Origin of the sequence: Rhizobium azibense, from assembly GCF_004342325.1 — a bacterium.
GTDB classification, from domain to species: domain Bacteria; phylum Pseudomonadota; class Alphaproteobacteria; order Rhizobiales; family Rhizobiaceae; genus Rhizobium; species Rhizobium etli_B.
Window position 1 is genome coordinate 81623 of record NZ_SMBJ01000003.1, and the last position, 24609, is coordinate 106231.

Sequence of the window (24609 nt, forward strand, 5' to 3'; positions counted from 1 at the left end):
GTGGCTGGATCACCGTAACAAGCCCGGAGATCAGCGAGAATGTGGAAGGCCCGAGAGCTTCTCTACCGCAAAGCCCCACGCTATGGCCACATCCGCCGCCTCTCGCTAATCCTACGCCCTCGACACCTCCACGGCGGGCTGGAACAGCAGCTTGACGAACATCCTGAGCATCAGGATCTGCTCGGCAAGCATGTTCGGTTCCTTGAGGGTCTTCGACAGTACGATGCCGCCTTCCAGGACGGAGGAGACCGTGTCGGCGAGCTGGTCGATTTGCACCGGCTCGCGCGGCGTGTAGACGGCTATGATCTCTTCGAACATGCCGCGGAAGCGGCGGCGCCAGGCGAGAACCGCGTTCCTGTTCGTCTCCCGTATCTCACGGTCGAAAAGCCGTTCGTAGTAGCAGACGGTGGCGACGAGGCAGCCGGGATGGCCGTTCGGCAGATCTGAGAGCAGTTCGGACAGAAGCTTGAGGCCTAGCAGGAAGGATTGGAGCGGATCGTCGATCAAGTCGCGGGCGCGGCCGAAGATCTCGTCGTAGATCCGCTCGTCGTTTTCGATGTAGCGTTTGAGCAGTGCTTTCGCCAGCTCGTTCTTATCCTTGAAATGATAGAAAAATCCGCTCTTGGTAATGCCGGTCTCGGCAATCAGCTCCTCGATGGAGGTGCCGCCGAAGCCCTTCAGGAGTACGGCTGCCTCCGCCACATCGAGAATGCGGGTTCTCGTTTCCTCGCCCTTGCGCATCAGCCCCTCCTGTACCGCCGGTACAGTTTTCATCGCGGCTCAACGCATCACCCATGCCGCCTCATCTTCCCAACCGATTGGTTTCAAACGTCAACTCGGGAAATCGCAACCAGTATACCGCAAGCCGGCTAGTTTAGCAGGCTCTAAAAGAGGAGAAATCGCACCTGATCGATCGCGCTGACCGGTCAAACGAGGGCGGACCCACCGATGAGCAAATACAGAGACCGACTGCCGCAGTTAAACGGTGGCACGTTCATCACCGACGGCGGCATGGAAACCACGCTGATCTTCCACGAGGGCATGGAGCTTCCGCATTTCGCTTCCTTTGTCCTTCTCGCCTCGCCGGAAGGACGAAGGAAGCTGAAGGAATACTACGGGCGCTATCTCGATATCGCACGGCAGCACGGCATCGGCTTCGTGCTCGACACGGCGACCTGGCGCGCCAACGCCGACTGGGGCAACAGGCTCGGCTATTCACCGCAAGCGCTGAAGGCTGCAAACGAGGACGCCGTCGAATTGCTCGCCGGACTTAGAGGCGAATACGAGCGGCCGCAAATGCCAATCGTCCTCAGCGGCGCGATCGGCCCGCGCGGCGACGGCTACAAAGCAGGCGCGATGAACGCTTCAGAAGCCGAAGACTATCACGGCGCCCAGATCGCGGCTTTCGCCGGGACGGAGGCGGACATGGTAACGGCCTTCACGCTCACCAATATCGACGAGGCGATCGGCGTTGCCCGCGCCGCCAAGGCCCATGGCATGCCGTCGGCGATCTCCTTTACCGTGGAAACGGATGGTAGGCTCGTGACCGGGCGCAGCATCCAGGATGCGATCGAAACGACGGATTGGGCGACCGGCGGCGCCCCAGTCTATTATATGATCAACTGTGCGCATCCGACGCATTTCGAGGCCGCACTTGATCATGACAGCGGCTGGGTGAAGCGCATCTACGGCATCCGCGCCAATGCCTCGATGATGAGCCATACCGAGCTCGACGACAGCGAGATGCTGGACGCGGGCGACCCGATCGATCTCGGCAACCGCTACCGGAGGCTATTGTCGCGCATGCCGCATCTGCGCGTGCTGGGCGGCTGCTGCGGCACCGATCACCGGCATGTTACGGCAATCTGCGAAGCCTGCCTACCGCCGCAAGCAGTGAGCGCATGAGGTATAATAATGGTTTTGATCCAACAATGGCGGCCGAGCCACCTGCTCCAGGAAGCAGTGCGTTATGCTTTCAGCCACAAGCACAAGCATCAGCACGAAGCCTTCGAGCTTTTCGATGCTGGGCTGATACCCTTTGAGGGCCTCGACGGTCACCTGTTGCAGGACATCGGCATCGGTCCGAATGGGTATCATGCGCATGTTGCCGATCAGCCAGCCGTTCCCGACAAACCAGGGCCGGTTCATGCTTCTTGACCGCGGCAGATGTGCAGGCTGCCGTGCGGCTTGCATGCTCGGCTGCACGGCCCTACCTATGGCCTATGACCTCTGTTCTTGAAAAAGCTGCGCCCGTGTGCGCCTTTCCATTCGACAACAGCTATGCGCGGTTGCCGCAGCATTTCTTCGCGCGGCAGGAACCGTCCCAGGCGGCCGAGCCGTGGCTGATCAAGCTGAACGAGGAACTCGCCGCCGAACTGGGCCTCGATGTGGATTTGCTGAGGCGCGAGGGTGCGGCGATTTTTTCCGGCAATCTCTTGCCGGAAGGCGCCGAACCGCTGGCCATGGCCTATGCCGGGCACCAGTTCGGCGGCTTCGTGCCGTTGCTCGGCGACGGCCGCGCCATCCTGCTTGGCGAGGTGATCGACCGCAACGGCAAGCGACGGGACATCCAGCTGAAGGGCGCCGGACAGACACCGTTCTCACGCCGCGGCGACGGGCGTGCAGCACTCGGGCCGGTGCTTCGCGAATATATCGTCAGCGAGGCGATGTATGCGCTCGGTATTCCGGCCACACGGGCCCTTGCCGCAGTTTCGACCGGTCAGCCCGTTTATCGCGAAGAGGTGCTGCCGGGTGCGGTCTTGACCCGTGTTGCGGGTAGCCACATCCGCGTCGGCACCTTCCAGTTCTTCGCGGCCCGCGGCGATGCCGACGGCATCAAGGCTCTCGCCGACTATGTGATCGAGCGGCACTACCCGGAGCTGAAGGCTGCCGAAAATCGATATCTTGCGCTCTACCAAGCGATCTGCGAGCGGCAGGCGGCGCTGATTGCCCGCTGGCTGCATGTCGGATTCATCCACGGCGTGATGAATACCGACAACATGTCAGTCTCCGGCGAGACGATCGACTTCGGGCCGTGCGCCTTTATGGATACATATGATCCTGCAACCGTCTTCTCCTCGATCGACCATCACGGTCGCTATGCCTATGCAAACCAGCCTGGCATCGGCCAGTGGAATCTTGCGCGCCTTGGCGAGACGCTGCTGCCGCTGATCGATGTGAATCAGGACACGGCTGTCGAACGCGCCAACGACGTCATTACGGATTATGGCAAGCGGTTCCAGGCGCATTGGCTTTCCGGCATGCGCCGCAAGATTGGGCTCGTCTCGGAAGAGGACGGCGATCTGGACCTGATTCAGTCGCTGCTGGCGCTGATGCAGGAGGGTAAGACGGATTTCACGCTGGCCTTCCGGCGGCTTTCTGCGCTTGCCGGCGACGATGCGGTCGAGACCGCCTTTACCGCGAGCTTCCGCGAGCCGGAGGCCTGCGGCGAATGGCTGGCACGCTGGCGCGAGCGGCTGCGGCGCGATCTGCAATCACCTTCCGAACGCGCAGAGGCGATGCGCAAGGTCAACCCGGCGTTCATCCCGCGCAATCACCGCATCGAGCAGGCGATCGTTGCCGCAACCGACGATGGCGACTTCACGCTCTTCGAGACGCTGCTGACGGTTCTTTCCAAGCCTTACGACGACCAGCCGATGTTTGCAGCCTATATGGAGCCGCCGAAGCCGCAAGAGCGGGTGCTGCAGACGTTTTGCGGGACGTGATATTTCTCCGCGCAGCGCCTGGTCAGCCCGGCCGCGACATGAGATGCGCGAATGCTGCCTGGCATCTGGCGGAAGGCCGAAACGACGCCTAGTTAGGGCCTCCACCCCAGCCGCATCCCATGCCGGAGCGGCATCGCAGTTCCCGTCTCGGATGATGCAAACGCATACGACGCCTGCGCGTGTCTTGAAAACGAGAAGCCGGGTTTGTTGTAGCTTCCCGCTTCGGTAGCCAAGAAGCAGAAAGGACAGGCGCCTTGAGAAGGTGAGCAATCCTCACTTTTTTCATTCCTGTGCTTGCCAGTAGAATCCAGCCATAGCGCGTTTCATCGTGAAATGACTGGCGCTCAAGGAGGTGCCTGTTGCACCATGGCGCCTGTCGGCCACCTCCGGCAAGATGGAGAGGGGATGGCCGCCACGAGAAGCGTTGCATGCGAGCCGATACCGCCGGCCATCCATGCCTTCCTGCGTCAAATGTGGCCATTGAAGGACAGTCCCTTCGCCCTAAGTCGCTGATTCGGCGGAATTGTCCCCATCCCACCATGCCCAGCTCACCTTAGCGGGAGACCGGCTTTTATGGCGATCGTTATAACTTCCATCCTCTTTCTTATCATCGGACTGGCTCTCAGCGGCGGGGGGCTTTGGCTCGTGATGCTCGGCGGCAGCGTCTTCTATTTGTTTGCAGGATTGATGTTCCTCATCACCGCAGCGCTACTTTTCATGCGCAACGCCGTGGCGCTCTGGGTCTATGCGGCGCTGGTTGCCGTAGCGCTTGTCTGGGCGGTGTGGGAAGCCGGGTTCGACTGGTGGCAGCTCGGGCCGCGCGGCGGAATGATCATTCTGCTCGGGCTTTGGCTGCTGACGCCGCAGATCCGGAGGCCGCTCGGCTTTTCGAGCCCGAGCGGCCTTCCCTACCCTGCCAATCCTTGGCCACTCGCCGTGCCGGTGATCATCGCCATTCTCGTTGCCGGTTATTCGATGACGACCGATCCGCATGATCTTGCCGGCGATCTTCCCGACGAGGTCGTGGCGGCCGCGCCGCGCTTCGGCGGCAATGTGCCTGACGGCGAGTGGCACCAATATGGCCGCACGCCTTTCGGTCAGCGCTATTCGCCGCTCGACCAGATCAACAAGGATAATGTGAAGGATTTGAAGGTCGCCTGGCAGTACCAGACCGGCGACGTGAAGCGGCCGGACGACGTCGGCGAGACGACCTATCAGGTGACGCCACTCAAAGTCGGCGAAACGCTCTATCTGTGCACACCGCACAACTGGGCGATCGCGCTCGACGCCAAGACCGGGAAGGAGAAATGGAAACATGACGCCAACTCCGGCATGAACCCGGACCGGCAGCACCAGACCTGCCGCGGCGTGACCTACTATGCCGATCCGGCCGTCGCCGCCGGCCAGCCCTGCGCCGCGCGGGTGTATCTACCGACCTCCGATGCGCGGCTTATCGCGCTTGATGCATCCGACGGCAAAATCTGCGAAAGCTTTGCCGACAACGGCGTGCTCCAGCTGGAGACCGGCATGAAATACAACCCGGCCGGCTATTATTACTCCACCTCGCCGCCGGTCGCGGTCGCCGGCAAGCTCATCATTGGCGGGGCGGTCAACGACAATTATTCTACCCAGGAGCAATCCGGCGTCATCCGCGCCTTCGACATCAACACCGGCGCACTCGTCTGGAACTGGGATTCAGGCAACCCGGATCAGACCGCACCACTTCCCGAGGGCCAGACCTACGTCACCAACTCGCCGAACAGCTGGTCCGTCTTCAGTGTCGACGAAGGGCTTGGCTCCGTCTATATCCCGCTCGGCAACCAGGTGCCGGACCAGCTCGGCATGAACCGCAGCGCCAATGTCGAAAAATTCTCCTCCTCCGTCGTGGCACTCGACATCAATACGGGCCAGCTGAAATGGGTGCAGCAGTTCGTCCATCACGACCTCTGGGATATGGACGTACCGGCCCAGCCCGTTCTCGTCGACATCACGAAGCCGGACGGCAGCGTCGTTCCCGCTCTCGTCGCCCCCACGAAGCAGGGGGACATCTACGTCCTCGACCGGCGCACCGGCGAGGCGATCATTCCCTTCAAGGAAATCCCGGCACCGGGCGGTGCGATCCCCGAGGACCACACAGCGCCGACGCAGCCGATCTCCGACCTCACCTTCTCACCCGATCCGCTGAAGGAAAAGGACATGTGGGGGATCACGCTCCTCGACCAGCTCGCCTGCCGCATCGCCTTTCACCGCTACAAATACGAGGGCCGCTATACGCCGCCTTCGATAGGGGGAACGATCGTCTATCCGGGCAATTTCGGCACCTTCAACTGGGGCAGCGTCGCGGTCGATCCGGAGCGGCAGATCATGTTCGGCATGCCGACTTATCTCGCCTTCACCTCAAGGCTCGTTCCGGCCGCCGAGATTCCCCCGCGCGGGCAGGACGAAAAGGGCAGCGAGCAGGGACTGAACCGCAATGACGGGGCGCCCTACGGCGTGTTCATGGGACCGCTCCTCGGCCCGCTGCAAATCCCCTGCCAGGCGCCGCCATGGGGCTATGTCGCGGGCGTCGATCTGCGGACCGGCAAGATCGCCTATATGCACAAGAACGGCACCGTGCACGACATGACGCCGCTGCCGCTACCCTTCAAGGTCGGCGTGCCGGGTATCGGCGGGCCGATACTCACCAAGGGCGGCATCGCCTTTCTCGGCGCTGCCGTCGACAACTACCTTCGCGCCTACGACGCCACCAACGGCAACCAGCTCTGGCAAGCGCGTCTGCCCGCCGGCGGCCAGGCAACGCCGATGACCTATACGACCAGCGACAACAAGCAATATGTCGTCATGGTTGCCGGCGGGCATGGGTCGGTGGGAACAAAGCCCGGCGATTACGTGATCGCTTATACGCTGCCGTAGGCAAAAGCTTTGGCGCCTGTGGTCTGCCTGCAATCTTTAAGGAGAGTCTTTCGATGGAAATCGGAAGTAGCCTGAGGAACGCGATCGAAAAGCAGATTGCCCGGCCAATCAAACACGAGTTATCCGGCATCAACGGGGCGGACTATACGGGAGCCCCGCTTATCGAGCCCAGTCCACGATCCGAACGAAAAACCGCATTGAGTTCGCAAAATGATTCAAGACGATGAGGCTTAGATTCATATCTCCGCCGCATCGTCTTGAATTCGCTGACTATCCCGCCATGCCCGCGACGATCTTCGCGACTTCGACAAAGACGAGGTTCAATTCCTTCACCGGCGCCCTCGCCTCGGCGATATAGGCCGTCACGAGAACCGGGCCGCGGCCCTTCGGCCAGATGATGGCGATGTCTGCAGCGCTACCATTGTCGCCAGTGCCGGTCTTGTCGCCTACCTTCCAGTCTCCCGGCAGACCGGCGCGAAGACGCGCATTGCCGGTGGTGTTCGCCAGCATCCATGCGATGAGCTTTTCGCGTGAAGGCTCGGATAGCACTGAGCCAAGCGCGACGTTGCCGAGCGTGTCGAGCATCGCGTCCGGTGTCGTCGTGTCGCGCGGATCGCCTTTCTTGCCCTCGTTCAGCGCAGTCTCCCAGCGATCGAGGCGGGTCGCGCGGTCGCCGATCGAACGCAACCATTTGGTGAGCGCCTTCGGACCGCCGACGCTTTCAAGCAACAGGTTGCCGGCGGTATTGTCGCTCAGCGTAATCGCCGCCTTGCAAAGATCGCCCACACTCATCCCCTCCCCGCCGACGTGTTTTTCCGTTTCCGGCGAGTAGGAGACGAGCTTGTCCCGGTCATAGATCACGCGGCGCTCGAGATTCTCCTCGCCCTTGTCGACGCGCGAAAGCACCATGGCCGAGGCGAGTACCTTGAAGGTGCTGCACATCGGGAAACGCTCGGTTTCGCGATAGCCAAGCGTGACCTTTGTTTCGGTGTCGATGACGGAAACGCCAAGCCTGCCGCCGGTGCGCTTTTCGAGCTCCCCCAACCGGCGCTCAATGTCGTCGTCGGTTTCGGAGGCGCGGGCGAATGAGGCAAGGGAAAATGCGGGAAAGAGCATCGCCGCCTGCAAGATGGTGCGGCGATGGATCGAAAAGTCAGTCATTAAGTCACTCCGGCTCAATCAACGACAAAGAGCTAGGCTGCGATTGTGGCACCTTGTCGTCGCCTTTGCGGCCTCATCAGGCCGCCTGCAATTGCGTGACCTCGACGGTCACATGCGAGAGCTCCTCCAGGCTTTCGAGCTTCGCCCTGTAGAAAGCAGGCTCGCGAGGCTCGGACGTCGCGACGGCGACGATCGCGGCGTGATGGCCGGGGCCGACCTGCCAGACATGCAGGTCCGTGATGCGGTCGCCGCCGGTTTCGATCACCTTGCGGATTTCGCCGGGCAGTTCCTCGCCTTCCGCGATCGCATCGAGCAGAACGCGGCCGGAGGACTTCATCAGGCCCCAGGCCCATTGCGCGACGATGAAACCGCCGACGATGCCCATCAGCGGATCGAGCCAGATCCAGCCGTAAAGGCTGCCGAAGGAAAGTGCGGCAATCGCAAGCACCGAGGTCAGCGCATCGGCGAGGACATGGGTGTAGGCGGCGCGCATGTTGTTGTCGACGCCCCCGCCGTGGTGGGAATGGTCCCGGTGATCATGATGCGCGTGATGGCCGTGATGATGATGATGATGGTAGCTGTGCCCATGATGAGGGCCGCTATCCTTCAACAGCAAGGCGCTGACGAGATTGACTGCAAGGCCGATGACGGCGACGCCGATCGCCTGGGCGACGCTGATGGGGACCGGGTTGGCGAGGCGCAAGGCGCTCTCCCAGGCCATCAGCAGCGCGATCATCGCGAGAATGATGGCGCTTGCGAAACCCGCCAGATCGCCTAGCTTGCCGGTGCCGAAGGTAAAGCGCGGATTGCGGGCCTGCTTGCGGGCATAGAAATAGGCAACGGCTGAGATCAGAAGGGCACTGGCATGCGTCGACATGTGCCAGCCGTCGGCGACGAGCGCCATGGAGCCGAATAGGGTGCCCGCGCCGATTTCAACGACCATCATCACCGCCGTTAGCGCGATCACGAACCAGACGCGGCGCTCGTTGCGCTCGTGGCCAGCCCCGAGGAAGACATGGTCGTGTTCCAGCGTTTGTGTGCTCATCGCGGTCTCCTTCGATCTCTTCAGCGGATATAGGTTCGCAGCACTTGCGAAATTTCCTCGACCGCCTCTGCGCGGGCCTTCTCGTCGGCCGCATGCAGCACGTGCTCGTGCAGGTGATCCTCCAGCACCTCGCCGGTCAGCCCGTTCAGTGCGCCCCGGATCGAGGCCAGCAGCTGCAGGATGTCGCCACAGGGGCGCTCGGCCTCCAGCGCGCGCTCAACCGCTTCCAGCTGACCCTTGAGGCGGCTGACACGGGCGATGAGTTTTTTCTTCTGACGAGTCGTGTGCGACAAGGAGTGCATCCCTTTTAATATAGGGGGGTATAGTATGAGTAGCTACGAAAGGGAAGCATGTCTTTGGCATGTGACATTCGACGGACAACAGGAAAGACCATGTTGCTGACTGGCGCGGATACGAGGTGTGCGTTTAGCCGATCCATTTCGACACGTCGGCATACAAGCTGGTGATCCTTCGGGGGCCCCTGCGACTTCGCTTCGCCCTCAGGATGAGGGCAGTGCCGCTGGCGCCGTCGATCAGCCTTCATCGTGAAGTGCGGAAAGACCCCAGGGCGCAGCCTCGAAGAACGAGGCGGGCGATGGGTATGGTTTTCCCTGCACATCAACCGGATTGATGAGCCCGCACCTTGGGCGGCACAGCATCCTGGGATATTCTATCCGTTTCCAAAACGTTACAACGTCTTCGCACCAGCCATCTTGGTGAACACCTGCACGCGCTTCCAGCGCAGCGTGCCGGGTCTGTATTTCTTCAGCCACTCCTGGGTCTCGCTCTCGTCCAGGAAGAGGCTTGCACTGGTGTCGGCCGAGGCATTCGCTTGCCCGTCGCTCCGCCCGGCCATGACCTCCTGGATCGAGCGGAAATAATAGTGGTTGAAGAGCCGGTTGAACTCGGTGAAGTAGATGTCGGCCACGCGTTCGCTGCCGCGGATCAGCAGCATATTCTCGTCGTTGTCGTTGGTGGAAGCTTCTGAAAAATTCGCCGAACCGGACACGACGATCGGGTCGGCCCCGAGCGGGTCCTTCAGCAGAAATTTCGAGTGGACGTAAGCCACATGCTGGTTGAGCCCGAGCGCCCGGGCATTGGTTTCGCGCGTCCACTGGTAGAGCGGATCGCGCAGGAACGATCCCCATGCCTGATAGACGTTATGTTTCGCATTCAGCGGCACGAATGGCTCGCTGGCTCGCGGATTGGGCTTGTCCTGCTTTTCCAAGAGCAGGAAGATCACGGGCCGCTGCGGCATTTCGGCTTCGGTGTTGTTGACCAGCGCCGTCTTGAATTTCTTGCCGATTCCAAAGGCAAGCGTGATGCCGCCGTAATCAGTGGCAGAATCGAGCGCGTCGACATACATGTCGAGCACCTTGCTTCCCGACCGCGGACTGAAGACGCTCGTTACGCCTTTGGCAATATCCTCCCAGTCTGCCGGAATCGGCGCCAGCGCCATCACGGCGTCGCGATGGGCCTTGCGCTTGGCATCGGATACGGCTCTCGTTTCGCCCTCGACTGCGCCCGGATCGCTTTCAAGTGTCCTCCAGTAAGCCTCAAAGGCCGCAGCAACATCCGCATTGCGCACCCAATGGCCGACATTCGTCTGCCCGTGAACGCCGCCCGGCGACATGTTGGTCGAGCCGGTCCAGACTTCCGCCGGCTTCTGAGCAGCACCTCTCACCAGGACCATGAACTTGTTGTGCTGGATGTTGTTCGGATTGTTTTCCCGCCATCGGGCTATCGCCGTCGCCGGAAGCCCGGCCTCTTCGACCATGGCCCTGTTGTCCTCGCGCGGAAAACTCGGATGGAACTTGCCCTTGCTGTCGGTGTGTTCATTGATCTTCCCGTCGAGAATGAGCTTTACCACCACGCCGCGGTCGACGGCGGCCTTAAGGCGCTTGGCGACCGGCAGATAGCGGAATTCGTAGAAGCATCCGAGGAGCCTGTCGCCGGCCTGCGCTTGATCGATGAACCTGAACAGCGCCTCGTCGAGATCGCGGCTCAGCCATTGCAACGCTTCAAGACGCTTCTGCGCCGGCTGCAGATCGTCAGGTCTTTCGTTGCCGAAGCGGCGTTGATAGGCCTGGCTACTGGCAACGCCGCGGTTGAAGAAGATATCGTGTTCAAGCTCCGTGAAGAGCGGCTCGGTCCTGACCACGATCTTCACTGGCGGCGCGCTGCGGTCGATGTTCTTCGGCTTGCCTTTCAGCGGATAGAATAAATACTCATACCGCCGGTCCGGCTTTGCCGTGAAGTCGTCCCAGACGAAACTCTGTACCGGGTGATCGTAGGTCGTGACGACCGTTTTTTCGTCCGGTTGCGGGATGACGCTTGCGAAGACCTTCATGCCATAGACGAAATACCGCTGGTTTTCGGTGGGGTCGTGACGCTCGACTGCGAAGCCCAGCAGGCCTTTCGTATCGGCGTTCTGGTAGTCGACGGCGAATGAGATGGTGTTGACACCGGTGACCGCGAAAATGCGATATCCTTCAACCTCATTGGAAACGAAACGCATCATGCCCTCCGTAAAAGCGTTCGTCTGGAATTATCGATTTTCTACATAAAGCTGCAGAGATACTCTACACAACTTATCAGTAGCGGATGACGCCCCATTGACAAATTGCACGTTCTGGAGAATCTATCGCGCATGATCAACAACGCGCACATCACTCGCACGTATTTTTGGCTGTACCTGTAAAGGCGGCCGGACAGATCATATTGTCAACGAGCCGCCGTCAGGCGGCTTTGTTGTATTCAGCGGCGTCCTGACGGCAGAATTACCAAACAAGGACGCAAAGACCATGATTGCAATCGAAGACAGCGAAATTTCATTGATCCGCCCGCCGGTGGTGACGATCCGCACGGCAAAACCGCGGGACCTGCCAGCACTCAACGAGATGATCGCGCTGCTTGCCGCCCATCACGGAGATGCAGCGATCACCACTCCCGAGCAGCTGGAACGCGACCTTTTCGGCCCGGTTCCGTGGATCACCGCACTGGTTGCCGAAACCGGCGACGGGCTGATCGGTTACGCCATCCTGGTGCCGCTCTACAGGGCGCAGGAAGGCAAGCGTGGCATGGACCTGCACCACCTTTTCGTGCGCGACGGCCATCGCGGCCACGGCATCGGCCAGCACCTCGTCAACCGCGCCCGCCAAACCGCCAGGAGTGCCGGCTGCGATTACCTTTCCGTAAGTGCGGCGACCGGAAACATCCAGGCACACCGTTTCTACCAGCATATGGACTTCACCCCTCGCCCGGTTACCGGCATGCGCTATATGCAGGCGCTGGCTTGAGCGTCTGCCGCTCCAACGGACAAGGGAGATACACATGACACGGCTTGCTGTGGTTCTGACGGAGGCTTTCGCGGACTGGGAGGTCGGGCAACTGACGGCTTCAGCCCGCACCGAGTTCGGCTTCGACGTGGTGACGGCGACACCCGGTGGCGCCGAAGTGCGTTCCATGGGCGGCCTGCGCGTGACGCCCGATACGGCGGCCGAAGCGCTTCGGGCCGAGGCTTTCGACGGCCTGGTGCTTTGCGGCGGCATGATCTGGGAGACCGAGAAGGCCCCGGATCTAAAGCCGGTCATCGACGAATTCATGGCCCGCGGCAAACTGGTTGCGGGGATCTGTGCCGCAACACTGGCGCTTGCCAAGGCAGGCGCGCTGAACAATGCGGCGCATACGAGCAATGCATTGCGTTTCATCGCCGACCTGCCCGGCTATTGCGGACATGCCCATTACAAGGACGCGTCGGCGGCTGTGCGCGACGGCATGCTGGTCACCGCCCCCGGTTCGGCCCCGACCACCTTTGCCGCCGAAATCTACCGGGCCCTCAATTTCCGCAATGAGGATCTCGACCAGTATCTTTTGATGTTTGGCGCGGAGCACCAGCCCAAGGCGGCGTGAGTCTCCCGACAGCATTTCCTCCGCCCATTGTCGCAGCCCTTGCCGGCAAGCCCCCCGGCCTTGGCTGCGCGTGCATGGATCTGAGGGTCAAAGCAAAAAATCACTTTGGCCGAATGAGATGCTGTCGCTTATTGCAAGCGTCATCGGCTCGGCACTGCCTTCAAATACGCGGCGATCGCTTCGAGATCGCTTTTGGGAAGATGCGCGAGACTCCGCTGTACCTCGGCCATCGAGCCGCCGGCGGTATCGAAGTCCGGAGTGAAGCCGGTTTCGAGGTAGTTGGCAATATCGGCCTCGCTCCAGGAACCGATGTCCTTGGAGCCCGGGGTGATGTTGGGGATACGGCCACGGCCTTCCGGATTTGGAGCGCCTGCAAGCCACATATCCGGCTCAAAGCCGCCGAGCGCGTCACGCGGCGTATGGCATTCTCCGCAATGGCCTGGGCCCTCGACGAGATACCGGCCGCGCTTCAGCTTGTCGTCGTTGGCGAGCACGATGTGCGGCGCGTCGTTGAAATAGAGGAGCTTCCAGCCTCCAAGTGCGAGCCGGATATCATAGGGGAACGACAATTGGTGCGGCGGCGCGACATTGCCGCTTTTGGGTAGCGTCTTGAGATAGCCGAAAAGATCGTTGACGTCCTTGTCGCTCATGCGGGCATAGGAGCCATAGGGGAAGGACGGATAAAGGTGCTGGCCCCCGGGGGCGATGCCGCGCTTCATCGCATTGCCGAACTCGGCGAGTGACCAGGCGCCAATGCCGGCCTTCTCGTCCGGCGATATGTTCGGAACATGGAAAGTGCCGAAGGGGCTCTTCAGCGCAAGCCCGCCGGACAGCGTGAGCTTGGCATCGCCTTCGGAACCGGGCGCGGCATGACAGCCGACGCAGCCGCCCGCCCAGAACACCGTCTCGCCGTTCTTCACGTCGGGCGCGCCGAGATTGGCCCAATGGCTTTCTGGCAGCGGGTTCGGCGCGGTGACGAAATAGAACACCGCACCGCCGAGGGCGATGACGCCGACGAGACAGAGCACAAACCGGATGAACCTGCGGACCATGCCGCTCCCCTTTTCAGCGACTGCAAGGGTCTAAGATAAGCCGGTCCACACCCGCAGCAAGGCAGGCGCGGACCAATGGATTCGAACGGGGACGGCTGCCGCTTAGTCCGTCTTTATACGGTAGTTCTCATGACAGCCGCCGCAGTTGGCGCCGAGCGTTTTCAAAGCGCCGCCAACGCCGGCAGCGTCAGCTGGAAGCTGTGCGAGGATCTTTTCGGCGTCGGTACTAAGCTTTGCGGCGCGCGCCTTGAAGTCCTCCATGTTTTCCCAGATCTTCGGGCTCGCCGCCTTGTCGCCGGTTTCCGTACCCGGCTTGAATTGGTCGGGGAAGACCTTGGCGGTTTCAGAGATCGTCGTCAGCGCTGCCTTCACCACCTCGGCATCATAGGGCTTTTCGCCCTTGGCGATTGCCGTCATGACGCCGGCCGAGCCGCCGACCTTCTTCATCAGAGCCTCGCGCGCTTCATGCGTGCCCTCCTGTTGCGCGAAGACCGCCGTCACCCCCATGCCGGCAACCAGCACAGCCGCCGTAATTGTTTTGAATTTCATGTATCCACTCCTCTTCGATACCGAGGTCTCTCCGAGACCGGCGCCTGATATTCGCGGCCGCATGATGGCAAATTTATAATGAGCGCGAAGTAACAAATGGGTGATATGACAAGGAATTCAAAATGGTAATGCACCCCCTGATCCTCTTGCCTGTTCCTGTCGCAAGGTACAAAGCGCGCCATGTCCATGGCGCGGGAGATATCCTCCTTACATTATGCGACCGCCTTCCAGCCATGCCAGGCAGTCACCAGCGCGACGGCGATCAGCAGTGCTCCGGCAGCGCGGCCAACCATGATTGTGGCACGGGGATTGGAGACCAGCAGCGTTCGGCTTCGCGCGGCGGTGAGCGCCACCGCGCCGTAGATCGCCAACTGGGTCACGAGTGTCATAGCGCCCATGACAAGGCCTTGCAGCCAGATCGGCCCGTAGACGGGTTTAAGGAATTGCGGATAGACGGCAAGCATGAAGAGGTACGCCTTCGGATTGATGAGGCAGGTGATCGCGCCCTGCCGGAAGGCGCGCCATCCGGAGCGCAGGCTTCCCTCGCCGACCATATCCACCGTTATCGAGCTGCGGATCAGTGTGAAGCCGATCCAGATCATGTAGGCGGCGCCCAGGAAAAGCAGCGGGTTGAAGAGCGAAGGCAGCAGGCTCGCAAGAATGCCAACGCCGATTGCGCCGTAAAGCGAATGAACCGCGCCGCCCGCCATGATGCCTGCCGTTGCCGCCATACCGCGGCTCCTGCCGCCGGTCAGGGAATTGGCGAGCACAAAGAGCATGTCCATGCCCGGCACGATGATGATGCCGAAGAGGAGGGTGAAGTAGAGCCAGAGGTTTTCCGTGTAAGTCATGTCAGTTGCCTGCCTTCGAAGCGGCGGCCATTTTCCCGGACCGCTTTTGATTTCAATTCGATAGGCTGTGCTATATCAAAGCCCAACTGACAGTGTATTGTCAGGAGCCTTGGAGGAGAGAATGCGAAAGGCCTCTCGCCTGTTCGAGATCATCCAGATCCTGCGGTTGGCAAAACGACCGGTGACGGCCCAGGCGATGGCGGACGCGCTGGAAGTGACGGTGCGCTCCATCTATCGCGACATCGCCGCACTGCAGTCGATGCACGTGCCGATCGAAGGCGGGCGCGGCATCGGCTATATCATGCGCCCCGGCTTCGACCTGCCGCCGCTGATGTTTTCTATCGAGGAACTGGAGGCGATCGTGTTGTCGCTGGCGCTCTTGGAACGGACCGGCGACGCAGAGCTAAAGCAGGCGGCAAAGCGGGTGAACCAGAAGATCGCAGGCGCAGTGCCGATACCTCTGCGCCAGGCGATGGAGAACAAGGCGCTCTTTGCCTGGGGCACTGTCGCACAGCCGCCTGCCGGCTTGGATCTCGCCATGGTGCGCCGGGCCATCCGCGACGAGCAGAAGCTGGCGCTCAACTACCGCGACGAACTGGGACGCGCCACCGAGCGCACCATCCGCCCGATCGCGTTGATCTACTATTCACACTACGCCAATATCGTCGGCTGGTGCGAACTGCGTCAGGCGATCCGCAATTTCCGCAGCGACCGCGTCGAGGATTGCGAAGCGGCTGGGGCCTTCTTCCGGGGCGAAGGCGACGGGTTGCGCGAAGATTGGATGAACGGCTGGGCCGAAAGACCGCCTGGCGTCTCATCCTAACGCTGAGACGTGACCAGGCGCTGCCCAGATTTGTCAGGCGGCGACGGCGGCGACGAGCAAGATCAGGCTGACCAGGCCGAAGATGGCCCGCAGAAGATGCGAGCGCTCCCACCGGTCGCGCAGGACGGTCCAGTCCGGCTCATTGGCGTCACGATGGGACCTGAAGCTGAAAAAGCGTTTCCCGGCTCCTTCCGGCTGTTGTTCCTTGAGCCAAAAATTGTTTACCGGATGCGTCACCATCCAATAGATCGCGTGCATGGCGAGCAGCGACACGAATGCGCCGGCGGTCAGCCAGTAGGTGCCGCTGAAAGGCGGGGTCAGTACGATCAATGCCAGGGTCATGATCAGGCCGAGCGGCTCGGCGATGCCGCCGAAGGTAAAGCCGGGATAGTAAATGGGCTGCACGGCAAGATACTGCTCCTTCGACAGCCGCATCTTGCCCGGCAGCTCGAGCGCATGGGCAAGGGCCAGTGCCATCGCGACGGCGACGACGAGAACAGTCAGTATTTCAAGAGCCTGGAACATCGGTTTGGCCTCCTGAAGGGTCTTATCCTAACTTTTCAGGAGTGGCATCGGTTCCATCCGGCGGATAACGGCGCGGCTCTACAAGGCAAGCGAGAGGCTTTCTTCGCGGCCGAAACCGCGGATTTCGAGGCGTCCTTCGCAAACCTCGACGATGGCGAAGGCGTTTTCCGTTTCGGTTTCGACCATTCCCTTGAAATTGACAAAGTGGCAGCCGCCGGTCTTGCCGTAGTTGCCCGCGTGGTTATGGCCGCAGAAATAGGCAACGGCGTTGTCATGGCCGCAGAGCAGATCGATGATGCGTTCCCGGTCCCACATGTCGTGCTCGTTCGGCGGGTAGACGGGATAGTGGTTCATCACGATCACGCGCTCGCGGACGGCTTCTGCAGCATCGAGTTGGGCAGCAAGCCATGCGAATTGCTCGTCGCTCAGTGATGCGTTCCAGGGATGGGCGTTTACCGCACCCCGTGCCGTCAGCGCCGCCAGACGCTCGGCCGCCATTTGGCGGTATGGATGGTCTGCCGGCGGCGCGCAGGTGCTGACTTCGTTGCCGTCCAAAACGACGAAACGCCAGCCACGGTGCGAGAAGGCGTAATAGGGCGAGGGCAGGCCAAGGCGTGTGGAAACAGCGGCAAGATGCTCCGCCGGGACCGCGAAATCGTGATTGCCGAGAAGGAAAAGGTTCTCGTGGCGGAGCTTTTCGTAGACCGGCAGGACGTCGTCGAAGCTCTCCCAAATCCCGTCGATGATATCGCCGAGCGTCATCACGAAGCTGAGCTCCTGGGCGTTGAAAACCTCGATCGCTTCGACGAGCTTTGCGAGACTGTTGGCATAGTAGCGATCCATCGCGGCATTCGGAGCGATCGCTGCATATTGCGGGTCGGCAATGATGCCGAAGCGAAAAAGGAAAGTGTCCGAACAAGGCATGGCGGTTGCCTTAGGAGCGTCGCATGACAGGCCAGTGACGGTGAGCAAAAATAAGAACACCCGGCGTTTCAAGGCGCCGGGTGCTGGAATCGACGCTATGAAACCGTTACTTGGTGGCCGCTTCGTAGCGCTCCAGGACGTAGTCCCAGTTGATCAGGCTGTCGATGAAGGCTTCAAGGTACTTCGGCCGGGCGTTTCGGTAGTCGATGTAGTAGGAATGCTCCCAGACATCGACGCCGAGGATCGGGGTGGCACCGTGCACGAGCGGGTTTTCACCGTTCGGGGTCTTGGAGATTTCAAGCTTGCCGTTCTTGACGGAAACCCAGGCCCAGCCCGAACCGAACTGCGTGGCGCCGGCATTGGCGAAATCAGTCTTGAACTTGTCATAGCCGCCGAGATCGGAGTTAAAGGCCGCTTCAAGTTTGCCCGGCAGCTTGTTGCCGCCGCCGCCCTTCTTCATCCACTTCCAGAAATGGACGTGGTTGTAGTGCTGAGCCGCGTTGTTGAAGAGGCCGGCATTGCTACCGAAGGACTTCTTCACGACCTCTTCGAGCGAAAGATCGGCCAGGCCTGCTTCAGCCGCCAGTTTGTTGCCGTTGTCGACGTAAGCCTTGTGGTGCTTGTCGTGGTGGAACTCCAGCGTCTCCTTCGACATGAAAGGTGCGAGAGCTTCGTAGTCGTACGGGAGTGCGGGCAATTCGAAAGCCATTGTAGATCTCCTCTTGGCAATAGATTGCGGGATCGGCAGGTGAGGCGGAACATAGGAGCGGAAACGTAGGGAGGCAACGGTGGAAACATCAAAAAACGGCCGCCTCCGAGGAAAATTTGCCTCGCCTGCAGGCCTGGCTTCGGTGACAAAAATCGCTCATCATCGGCATATAACCGCGCTTCCGGCACACACTACGCCCAAGGGAATTACGATGCAGAGGAATAATATCCGCCATTCCGCGACGATCCTCCTTTTCATGACCGCAGGCAGTGCGCTCGCCTCCTCTGACGAGGCATGGAGCGAATTTGCCGCGGAAGTGGAGGCAAAATGCCGCCAAGCGGCGGCCGCATCCATCGCGGACGCAAGGGCGGTCGTCGATCCCGTCGGCAGCGCGCATTATGGGCTGGCGCTGTTAACCGGCAGGCCGAAGGGCGCCAATGGGTTTGTCACCCATATCTGTGTCTACGACAAGCAATCGAAAATCGCGGAAATCGGCAGCGAACTGGACACGCAGAGGCTCGACCTGCTGCCGGAAGAGTAAGGTGCGGCACCTCTCAGGCGTACCTCCTGCGGTGTAAGCCATCCGCTGCTTTTGCGGGCCTTGTTTTCGCCGGGATTTTAATGGTTTCTTAAGAGGATACCAGCGGGAGGAAACCCATGGCCCTCGGCGCATCCCATCGCCTGCAGGACGGCATCGACGCCGTCGAAACAATGACGCGTTTCGCGCTCGCCGTCCTGGCGCTCGCGTCGGGTGTCTACACCTATCTAGGCGTGCGCAGCATCCTCGACGGTTCGGCAACGGCCGTGTTCTTCGCCGCCCTCATCTATTCCAGCGCGGTCTCGGTGGCGATCTATGCCTTCTGGACCTATATGGCGCGCTTTTATCCGCATGTGACGGGTGCGGCAGGACGCGGCGCGATGCTTGGCGTCATGGCGCTCGGCTGCGCGATGATCATCGCCATGTCGAGCTGGCTGAATGCGGCTGCGCTTGCAGGATCGGCCGCACTCGAACAGCATCTTGCCGAGACGCTGGAGGATTATACCGCCGACCTCGACAAGGCCCATCAGAACGCTCTTGCGGCCCAGAGCCTGTTGCCGGACATCCAGCGCACGCAGGAGCGCTTCGAGCGGCTGGCGGACCAGGAGCGGGAAACCGGCGCGCTGACGGGCACGACCGGCGCAGGTAGCGTCGTGCAGCTCCTCTCGCAGATGGCCTCGCAGCTAACGGAGCTCGAAAACGGCATCGATGCCTCGCGCGAACGTGTCACCTCGCTCTTCGACGAGGGCCGCAAGCACCTGGAAACGATGCGTACTCTGGTTTCGGCCCCCGGCGCTATCGATCCGCGCGCCGACCAGTTTGCCGCCGAGGTTGTCGGGCTATCCGGCGTCATCACCTCGCTGGAGCAGACCTCCATCGCCCCTTCGGTGAAGCGTGCGGCGGAAGACCTTTCGCTCGGCTTCATCGCCCCAGTCGCCGACGGCCGCGAGGCCGATCTCGCCAACCGGCAGGATCAGGTTATGGAGACGATCCGCTCCTCGGTTGCGGCGCAATCCAAGGTGCTGTCGCAGGCAGCCGACCAGATCCTTTCGCGCGAACCGGTCGCCGAGCGGCGGTTCGTGCCCCTCTCTTCGGCCGAAGCGGTGCTGCGCTATGCTTCGGACTTCATCCCGAGCTGGGCCGGCGCAATCTCGATCGATATCCTGCCGGCGGTGCTGATCTTCATGCTGTCGATCGTCCACTCGACGCTGCGGCGCCAGGAACAGCGCCTGCCATTTGCCGAGCGGATCACCGCGGCAGAGCTTCTGCAGGCGCTGGAGGTCCAACGAGCCGTTCAGCAGCGCGGCGTCGATCTCGAAACCGCACTCACCGAGGCAGAGAAAACGGAACCGCCGGACCAATCGAATATTGCGAGCTTCGATCTTTCGGGCAAGGGACCGAGGAAGGGACCGCCGGTATGATGCTGCAAACGGCAGGGCAGCGGCTGAAAGATTACGTGCTTTCCACAGATGACGGCACGCTGATACGCCACGCCTTCCACGCCCTGCTTGCCGCGGCGATCGTGCTTGCGGTCATCGATTGGCGCGAGATCAGCGCCGCCAACGCCGAACTGCCGGGCTTCGATCCGGCACAGCCGCAGACCATGCCGGTGCTGCCGCCGGCGCTGACGGAGGGTGGACCGCAGGCGCCACCTTCCGAGATCACGACGAGTGTCGAACAGCTCAAGCAGCCGATCCGTTTCGAGCTACAGCCGGGCGGTGTCCTTCTGGCGCAGGGGGCAATCGAGCTCGGCGCAGCCGCCCGCTTCGAACAGGAGATTGCGGCGCGCGGCGAATATGTGAAGACCGTTTCCTTGGATTCGCCGGGCGGCGCCGTCGGCGATGCGCTGGCGATGTCGAAGCTCATTCGCGAACGGAAGATCGGTACCAGGGTGGCAAGCGGCGCGCTCTGCGCCTCCTCCTGCCCGATCATCATGGCCGGTGGCGTGACCCGCGAGGCCGAGGACGGCGCCGTCATCGGCGTGCATCAAGTCTTCAACGGCTCGAAGGAGAAGCTTTCGCCGGAGCGCGCCATGTCGGAGGCGCAACGCACGACCGCCAGCGTCACTCGCCACCTCGGCGACATGGGCATCAAGCCCGGCCTTTGGCTGCATGCGATGGAGACGCCACCCGACCGGCTCTACTATCTGACGCCGGAGGAAATCAAGAAATTCGCGCTAGCGGCGACGCCGCAGAAGGTGGCGACCGGTAAAGCAAAATAAAGCCGGGGCGACATTCGTCCCGGCTTCCTCAATCTCAGCGCTTACCGATCGCTGCACCGCTCAAAAGCTGCTGCGCTCGTAGCGGTCATAGCGGTCGTAGCGGCCCCAGTCGCGGTCGCGGCGATGGTGCGGGCGCTCCCAGCCCCAGCCCCAGCGTGGCGGCGGCGGGCGATGCCAGTAGCGCGGCGGCGGCGGACGATAGAAGCGCGGGCGGCATTCGCCCCAGCGGTTCAGGCGCCATCCGGGCCCGCAGGCATAATCGACCTTCGTGATCGCAGACGGAGCGGGGGTTTCGGCACGCGCCGGCGCCATCGGCATCGCTTCGGCGGAAACTGCCGAAAGGCCTCCGATAACGAGCGCTGCTGCCAGCGAGATAATCTTCATTGCGAGTCTCCATAAATCCAGCCGAAGCGAGATTTAGCCCTGCCGTCCTGAACCGGTAATGAATTGCCCGTTCATCAATGCCAAGGCGCGGGCAGAACGCGCGAGGTCTTCGCCAGATGAATTTCCGGCCATTTCGGATTGTTTGGCGCCGGCTGACTTCCGATCGCCGATATCGATACGACGATCGCGGTTACGGCCGAGAAAAGCACCAGTGCATGGGTCATAGCTTCCGATCCTCAATGGTTGGTTCCCAGCCACCCGGGCGAAACTGATGCGGGAGGATGAACGAAAGCCTAAGCGATATGGTTAAGCGCAAAATATTGTCGCAAATTGCCACAACGTCGATTCCGAATGCCACGGCTGCACATCTTGCGGCCTGAATGGGCCTTTTCTTCCATTTCGGCAACTATTGCAGCAGAGCGGCGGGCCTCCATGCCGAGCAGCTTCTTGCCGTTCCCGTTTCGCTTTCCCGGAGAAGTCATTTGGAACGTTCATCAGCTTCATCTTCTCCAAGTCGGGCTCTGCGCACGTGCTTGATGAAGCCCTCTTCGCTCATCACACCGCCCTTATAAGTGTCTGCCACCTTATAGCTCCCCTCGCTGCTGCCAACGGTTATAAGGTTTTGCCAAAACCTTATAACCCAGCCCCCGCCCCCTTTGAACGCAGGGGTCTTTGCGGTTGTTTCACTTTGCCAGCGCTGGATGAACCGTTCGACCGCTTCAGCCACGCATGATTCTTCCATTGCTCCAAAGCCGTTATCGAGCGAAACTCGGAGCCGCCGGAGATTGCGAAAGTTACTTCGCCTTTTTGTTTTTGCCTTGCGAAGCCGCCGGTCGGGGAGTTTGATGGCGCTCGATTTGTTCTTTTTCGTGCTGGTCGGCTTCTGCGCGCAAATCGTCGATGGCGCGCTCGGCATGGCGTTCGGGGTGCTTTCGACGACGAGCCTGTTGGCGCTTGGCGTGCCGGTTGCCAATGCCAGCGCGATGACACATGTGGCGGAGATCTTCACGACTGCAGCCTCAGGCGCATCGCATGTCTACCACCGCAATGTCGACTGGAAACTCGTGGCGCGCCTGGCACCTGCAGGGATGGTCGGAGGGGCGGTTGGAGCCTATATCCTCGCCAATGTCGACGGCAAGGCGATCGCGCCTTTCGTTTCGGCCTATCTGATCGCCATCGGCCTCGTCATCCTCTTCAAGGCGTTCCAACCGCGCTGGCCGCGCGATGTCAAGGACTGGATCGTGCCACCGGCCGGGCTTTGCGGCGGCATGCTCGATGCGATCGGCGGCGGTGGTTGGGGGCCGATCGTCACCAGCACGCTGGTCAGCCGCGGGCACGATCCGAAGAAAGTGATCGGCTCTACCAGCCTTACGGAATTCGCGGTGACGCTCACCATCTCGCTGACCTTCGTTCTGACCCTCGGCTGGTCGGAACTGCGTTCGGCTGTCGGCCTCATCGTTGGTGGCGTGATCGCCGCGCCCTTCGGCGCCATGCTCGTCAAGCGCCTACCGGTGAGGCCCTTGATGATCGCCGTCTCGCTCGTCATCATCTCGACGTCGGCGATCCGGTTTTTCTAGGCATGAATGAAGCATGATGAGCTTCACGACGGTCGATTTCCGAATCTGGCGCGAGCTCCCAGATCCCATGGACCGCTGTTTGCCGAGATACGGCTCGATCAATGCTCCAAATCGTCCGCATTTCGCGCTCGGCTACCGATCAGGCGGCCAGGGCGATGCGGCTGGACAACCTCCCGATACTAGACCTCCACCGAAGCAAGCTTGCCATCCTTGAAGCGCAGCGCCCCAGTCTATCAAAATGGGGGAATGCAAATTGCGACGAATCAAGCTCGATTCGTCCTTGGCGCCGGAGCCGGCGGGGCGTAAGTTCCCGCTTCTTCCAAACCGGTACCCACAGAGATCCCCACATGACAGAGACGCAGATCGACGCGGCAGAAGCGGCGGCCGGGTCGGCCTACTGGAAACGAAACCTGGTGATTTCGCTGGCCGGCTCTTTCACCACGATCGTGGCAATGACGCTGCTGCTCCCCTTCCTGCCGCTTTATGTCGCGGAACTCGGCGTCAGCGAGCATGCCGCGATCGTGCAGTGGTCGGGCATCGCCTATGGCGCGACCTTTTTTGCCGCCGCGATCGTCGCGCCTCTCTGGGGCCGGCTCGGTGATATCTACGGGCGAAAGCTGATGCTGGTGCGCGCCAGCTTCGGCATGACGATCGCAATCTCGCTCATGGGCATGGCCGAGAACGTCTGGCAGCTGGTGGCGCTCCGGCTCTTCGTCGGACTTGCAGGCGGCTACGCCTCGGGCTCCATGGTGCTGGTCGCGACGCAGACGCCAAAAGACCGCTCGGCCTGGGCCCTCGGCGTGCTGTCGTCGGGCATCATGGCGGGCAATCTCGTCGGACCGCTGATCGGTGGGGCGCTGCCGCCCATCATCGGCATCCGCGGCACGTTCCTGGCGGCGGGAGGCGTCATCTTCTTCGCCTTCCTGGCGACCGCCTTAATGATCAAGGAGGAAAAGTCCCCCGCCCGCAGACAAGCGGCGAAGACAAGCGGCGGCTGGCGCGCGATCCCTGACAAGGGCCCGGTGGTCGCGATGCTCGCGACCGGCCTGCTTCTGATGCTCGCCAACATGTCGATCGAACCGATCATAGCCGTCTACGTGGCGCAACTGGTCGAAGACCAGGGACGCGTGACGATGACTGCCGGCATCGTCATGTCGGCGACAGCACTCGGCAGCATCCTTTCGGCCTCGCGCCTCGGCAAGCTCGCCGACAGGATCGGGCATTGGCCAGTGATTGCAGGCGCGCTTGCTGTTGCGGCGCTGCTCCTGATCCCGCAGGCCTTCGTCACCAATTCGTTGCAGTTGATTGCGCTGCGCTTCGTGATGGGCATTGCGCTCGGCGGGCTGTTGCCCTGCATCGCCGCCGTCATCCGACATAGCGTGCCGGACGGTGCCGCAGGCAGCATACTAGGCTATTCCATTTCGACGCAATATGTCGGCCAGGTCGCAGGCCCCGTGCTCGGCGGCTTCGTGGGCGGGCATATCGGCATGCGGGCTGTTTTTCTCGCCACCTGCGGGCTGCTGTTGGCGGGTGCTGCTTATGCGTGGATGGCGAGACCGAGGGCGAGCTAACTTCAGTGGCTGCTTGTGCATCGCAACCCGCAAGGCTCGAGGAAGCAGCCCCTCCGGGCACCTTCTCACCGCAGGGAGAAGGTGATTTGACGTGACGTCCAGTCACTTGTCTCGGTCAGAAAGCGCCCC

26 protein-coding genes are annotated in these 24609 nt (G+C 61.5%); 12 read left to right on the forward strand and 14 right to left on the reverse strand.

Annotation, left to right across the window (positions count from 1 at the left end; all coding sequences use genetic code 11):
• Positions 1-111 precede the first annotated feature (111 nt).
• Positions 112-741: a TetR/AcrR family transcriptional regulator gene (locus tag EV130_RS07955; protein ID WP_132552798.1), complete on the reverse strand. Its 630-nt coding sequence runs from the start codon at positions 739-741 to the stop codon at positions 112-114.
• A gap of 207 nt (positions 742-948) precedes the next feature.
• Here EV130_RS07955 and EV130_RS07960 point away from each other — a divergent pair, with 207 nt between their 5' ends.
• The 4 genes from EV130_RS07960 to EV130_RS07975 all read left to right on the forward strand — a co-directional run bounded on the left by EV130_RS07960 (position 949) and on the right by EV130_RS07975 (position 6638).
• Positions 949-1905, forward strand: coding sequence for a homocysteine S-methyltransferase family protein (locus EV130_RS07960; protein WP_074060577.1), 957 nt, complete (start codon positions 949-951; stop codon positions 1903-1905).
• A 9-nt stretch (positions 1906-1914) separates the two neighbouring features.
• Positions 1915-2157 (forward strand): hypothetical protein, encoded by a 243-nt coding sequence (locus EV130_RS07965; RefSeq protein WP_074060576.1) that lies wholly within the window; start codon positions 1915-1917, stop codon positions 2155-2157.
• A gap of 65 nt (positions 2158-2222) precedes the next feature.
• Entirely contained in the window at positions 2223-3725 is a 1503-nt protein-coding gene (locus EV130_RS07970; RefSeq protein WP_132660202.1) for a protein adenylyltransferase SelO, read from the forward strand.
• A gap of 573 nt (positions 3726-4298) precedes the next feature.
• Positions 4299-6638, forward strand: coding sequence for a glucose/quinate/shikimate family membrane-bound PQQ-dependent dehydrogenase (locus EV130_RS07975; RefSeq protein WP_132659929.1), 2340 nt, complete (start codon positions 4299-4301; stop codon positions 6636-6638).
• A gap of 270 nt (positions 6639-6908) precedes the next feature.
• Here EV130_RS07975 and bla read toward each other — a convergent pair whose 3' ends face one another.
• From bla to EV130_RS07995, 4 genes are all read right to left on the reverse strand, one after another.
• On the reverse strand, positions 6909-7799 hold the full coding sequence (bla, locus tag EV130_RS07980; protein ID WP_081377035.1) for a class A beta-lactamase: 891 nt from the start codon (positions 7797-7799) through the stop codon (positions 6909-6911).
• Positions 7800-7875: 76 nt separating this feature from the next.
• Positions 7876-8844, reverse strand: a complete 969-nt coding sequence (dmeF, locus tag EV130_RS07985; RefSeq protein ID WP_132659931.1) for a CDF family Co(II)/Ni(II) efflux transporter DmeF — start codon at positions 8842-8844, stop codon at positions 7876-7878.
• Between the two features lie 20 nt (positions 8845-8864).
• On the reverse strand, positions 8865-9137 hold the full coding sequence (gene dmeR / locus EV130_RS07990; protein ID WP_074060572.1) for a Ni(II)/Co(II)-sensing transcriptional repressor DmeR: 273 nt from the start codon (positions 9135-9137) through the stop codon (positions 8865-8867).
• Positions 9138-9532: 395 nt separating this feature from the next.
• Positions 9533-11365 (reverse strand): phospholipase D-like domain-containing protein, encoded by a 1833-nt coding sequence (locus EV130_RS07995; RefSeq protein ID WP_132552752.1) that lies wholly within the window; start codon positions 11363-11365, stop codon positions 9533-9535.
• Positions 11366-11648: 283 nt separating this feature from the next.
• Between EV130_RS07995 and EV130_RS08000 the strand changes: the two genes are divergently transcribed.
• Both EV130_RS08000 and EV130_RS08005 read left to right on the forward strand, forming a co-directional pair.
• Positions 11649-12143 (forward strand): GNAT family N-acetyltransferase, encoded by a 495-nt coding sequence (locus EV130_RS08000; RefSeq protein WP_074060570.1) that lies wholly within the window; start codon positions 11649-11651, stop codon positions 12141-12143.
• Positions 12144-12177: 34 nt separating this feature from the next.
• Positions 12178-12756: a type 1 glutamine amidotransferase family protein gene (locus tag EV130_RS08005; protein ID WP_132659933.1), complete on the forward strand. Its 579-nt coding sequence runs from the start codon at positions 12178-12180 to the stop codon at positions 12754-12756.
• A 140-nt stretch (positions 12757-12896) separates the two neighbouring features.
• On the opposite strand, the gene EV130_RS08010 is transcribed toward EV130_RS08005, so the two are convergent.
• The 3 genes from EV130_RS08010 to EV130_RS08020 all read right to left on the reverse strand — a co-directional run bounded on the left by EV130_RS08010 (position 12897) and on the right by EV130_RS08020 (position 15208).
• The gene (locus EV130_RS08010) at positions 12897-13808 is read right to left on the reverse strand and encodes a c-type cytochrome (protein ID WP_132659935.1); all 912 of its coding nucleotides are present in this window, start codon (positions 13806-13808) and stop codon (positions 12897-12899) included.
• Positions 13809-13910: 102 nt separating this feature from the next.
• The gene (locus tag EV130_RS08015) at positions 13911-14357 is read right to left on the reverse strand and encodes a c-type cytochrome (protein ID WP_074060567.1); all 447 of its coding nucleotides are present in this window, start codon (positions 14355-14357) and stop codon (positions 13911-13913) included.
• A gap of 212 nt (positions 14358-14569) precedes the next feature.
• The gene (locus EV130_RS08020; RefSeq protein WP_074060566.1) at positions 14570-15208 is read right to left on the reverse strand and encodes a LysE family translocator; all 639 of its coding nucleotides are present in this window, start codon (positions 15206-15208) and stop codon (positions 14570-14572) included.
• 121 nt (positions 15209-15329) lie between these two features.
• Between EV130_RS08020 and EV130_RS08025 the strand changes: the two genes are divergently transcribed.
• Positions 15330-16031, forward strand: coding sequence for a helix-turn-helix transcriptional regulator (locus EV130_RS08025; protein ID WP_132552753.1), 702 nt, complete (start codon positions 15330-15332; stop codon positions 16029-16031).
• Positions 16032-16064: 33 nt separating this feature from the next.
• On the opposite strand, the gene EV130_RS08030 is transcribed toward EV130_RS08025, so the two are convergent.
• From EV130_RS08030 to EV130_RS08040, 3 genes are all read right to left on the reverse strand, one after another.
• Positions 16065-16556, reverse strand: a complete 492-nt coding sequence (locus EV130_RS08030; RefSeq protein WP_132659937.1) for a DUF1772 domain-containing protein — start codon at positions 16554-16556, stop codon at positions 16065-16067.
• Positions 16557-16634: 78 nt separating this feature from the next.
• The gene (locus tag EV130_RS08035; protein WP_132659939.1) at positions 16635-17480 is read right to left on the reverse strand and encodes a metallophosphoesterase; all 846 of its coding nucleotides are present in this window, start codon (positions 17478-17480) and stop codon (positions 16635-16637) included.
• 106 nt (positions 17481-17586) lie between these two features.
• The gene (locus tag EV130_RS08040; protein ID WP_074060562.1) at positions 17587-18189 is read right to left on the reverse strand and encodes a superoxide dismutase; all 603 of its coding nucleotides are present in this window, start codon (positions 18187-18189) and stop codon (positions 17587-17589) included.
• Positions 18190-18400: 211 nt separating this feature from the next.
• Between EV130_RS08040 and EV130_RS08045 the strand changes: the two genes are divergently transcribed.
• The 3 genes from EV130_RS08045 to EV130_RS08055 all read left to right on the forward strand — a co-directional run bounded on the left by EV130_RS08045 (position 18401) and on the right by EV130_RS08055 (position 20948).
• The gene (locus tag EV130_RS08045; RefSeq protein WP_074063089.1) at positions 18401-18730 is read left to right on the forward strand and encodes a hypothetical protein; all 330 of its coding nucleotides are present in this window, start codon (positions 18401-18403) and stop codon (positions 18728-18730) included.
• A 116-nt stretch (positions 18731-18846) separates the two neighbouring features.
• Positions 18847-20148, forward strand: a complete 1302-nt coding sequence (locus tag EV130_RS08050; RefSeq protein WP_074060561.1) for a hypothetical protein — start codon at positions 18847-18849, stop codon at positions 20146-20148.
• Positions 20145-20948, forward strand: coding sequence for a COG3904 family protein (locus EV130_RS08055; RefSeq protein WP_074060560.1), 804 nt, complete (start codon positions 20145-20147; stop codon positions 20946-20948). The genes EV130_RS08050 and EV130_RS08055 overlap by 4 nt, the downstream gene beginning before the upstream one ends.
• Positions 20949-21008: 60 nt before the next feature.
• Here EV130_RS08055 and EV130_RS08060 read toward each other — a convergent pair whose 3' ends face one another.
• The 3 genes from EV130_RS08060 to EV130_RS08065 all read right to left on the reverse strand — a co-directional run bounded on the left by EV130_RS08060 (position 21009) and on the right by EV130_RS08065 (position 22059).
• The gene (locus EV130_RS08060) at positions 21009-21332 is read right to left on the reverse strand and encodes a GCG_CRPN prefix-to-repeats domain-containing protein (protein WP_074060559.1); all 324 of its coding nucleotides are present in this window, start codon (positions 21330-21332) and stop codon (positions 21009-21011) included.
• A gap of 74 nt (positions 21333-21406) precedes the next feature.
• Positions 21407-21556, reverse strand: coding sequence for a hypothetical protein (locus EV130_RS32505; RefSeq protein ID WP_165918511.1), 150 nt, complete (start codon positions 21554-21556; stop codon positions 21407-21409).
• A 254-nt stretch (positions 21557-21810) separates the two neighbouring features.
• Positions 21811-22059: a hypothetical protein gene (locus tag EV130_RS08065; RefSeq protein ID WP_132552757.1), complete on the reverse strand. Its 249-nt coding sequence runs from the start codon at positions 22057-22059 to the stop codon at positions 21811-21813.
• 118 nt (positions 22060-22177) lie between these two features.
• On the opposite strand from EV130_RS08065, the gene EV130_RS08070 reads away from it, so the two are divergent.
• Positions 22178-22909, forward strand: a complete 732-nt coding sequence (locus EV130_RS08070; protein ID WP_074060556.1) for a sulfite exporter TauE/SafE family protein — start codon at positions 22178-22180, stop codon at positions 22907-22909.
• A gap of 347 nt (positions 22910-23256) precedes the next feature.
• The gene (locus EV130_RS08075) at positions 23257-24480 is read left to right on the forward strand and encodes an MFS transporter (RefSeq protein ID WP_132659941.1); all 1224 of its coding nucleotides are present in this window, start codon (positions 23257-23259) and stop codon (positions 24478-24480) included.
• Positions 24481-24609 lie beyond the last annotated feature (129 nt).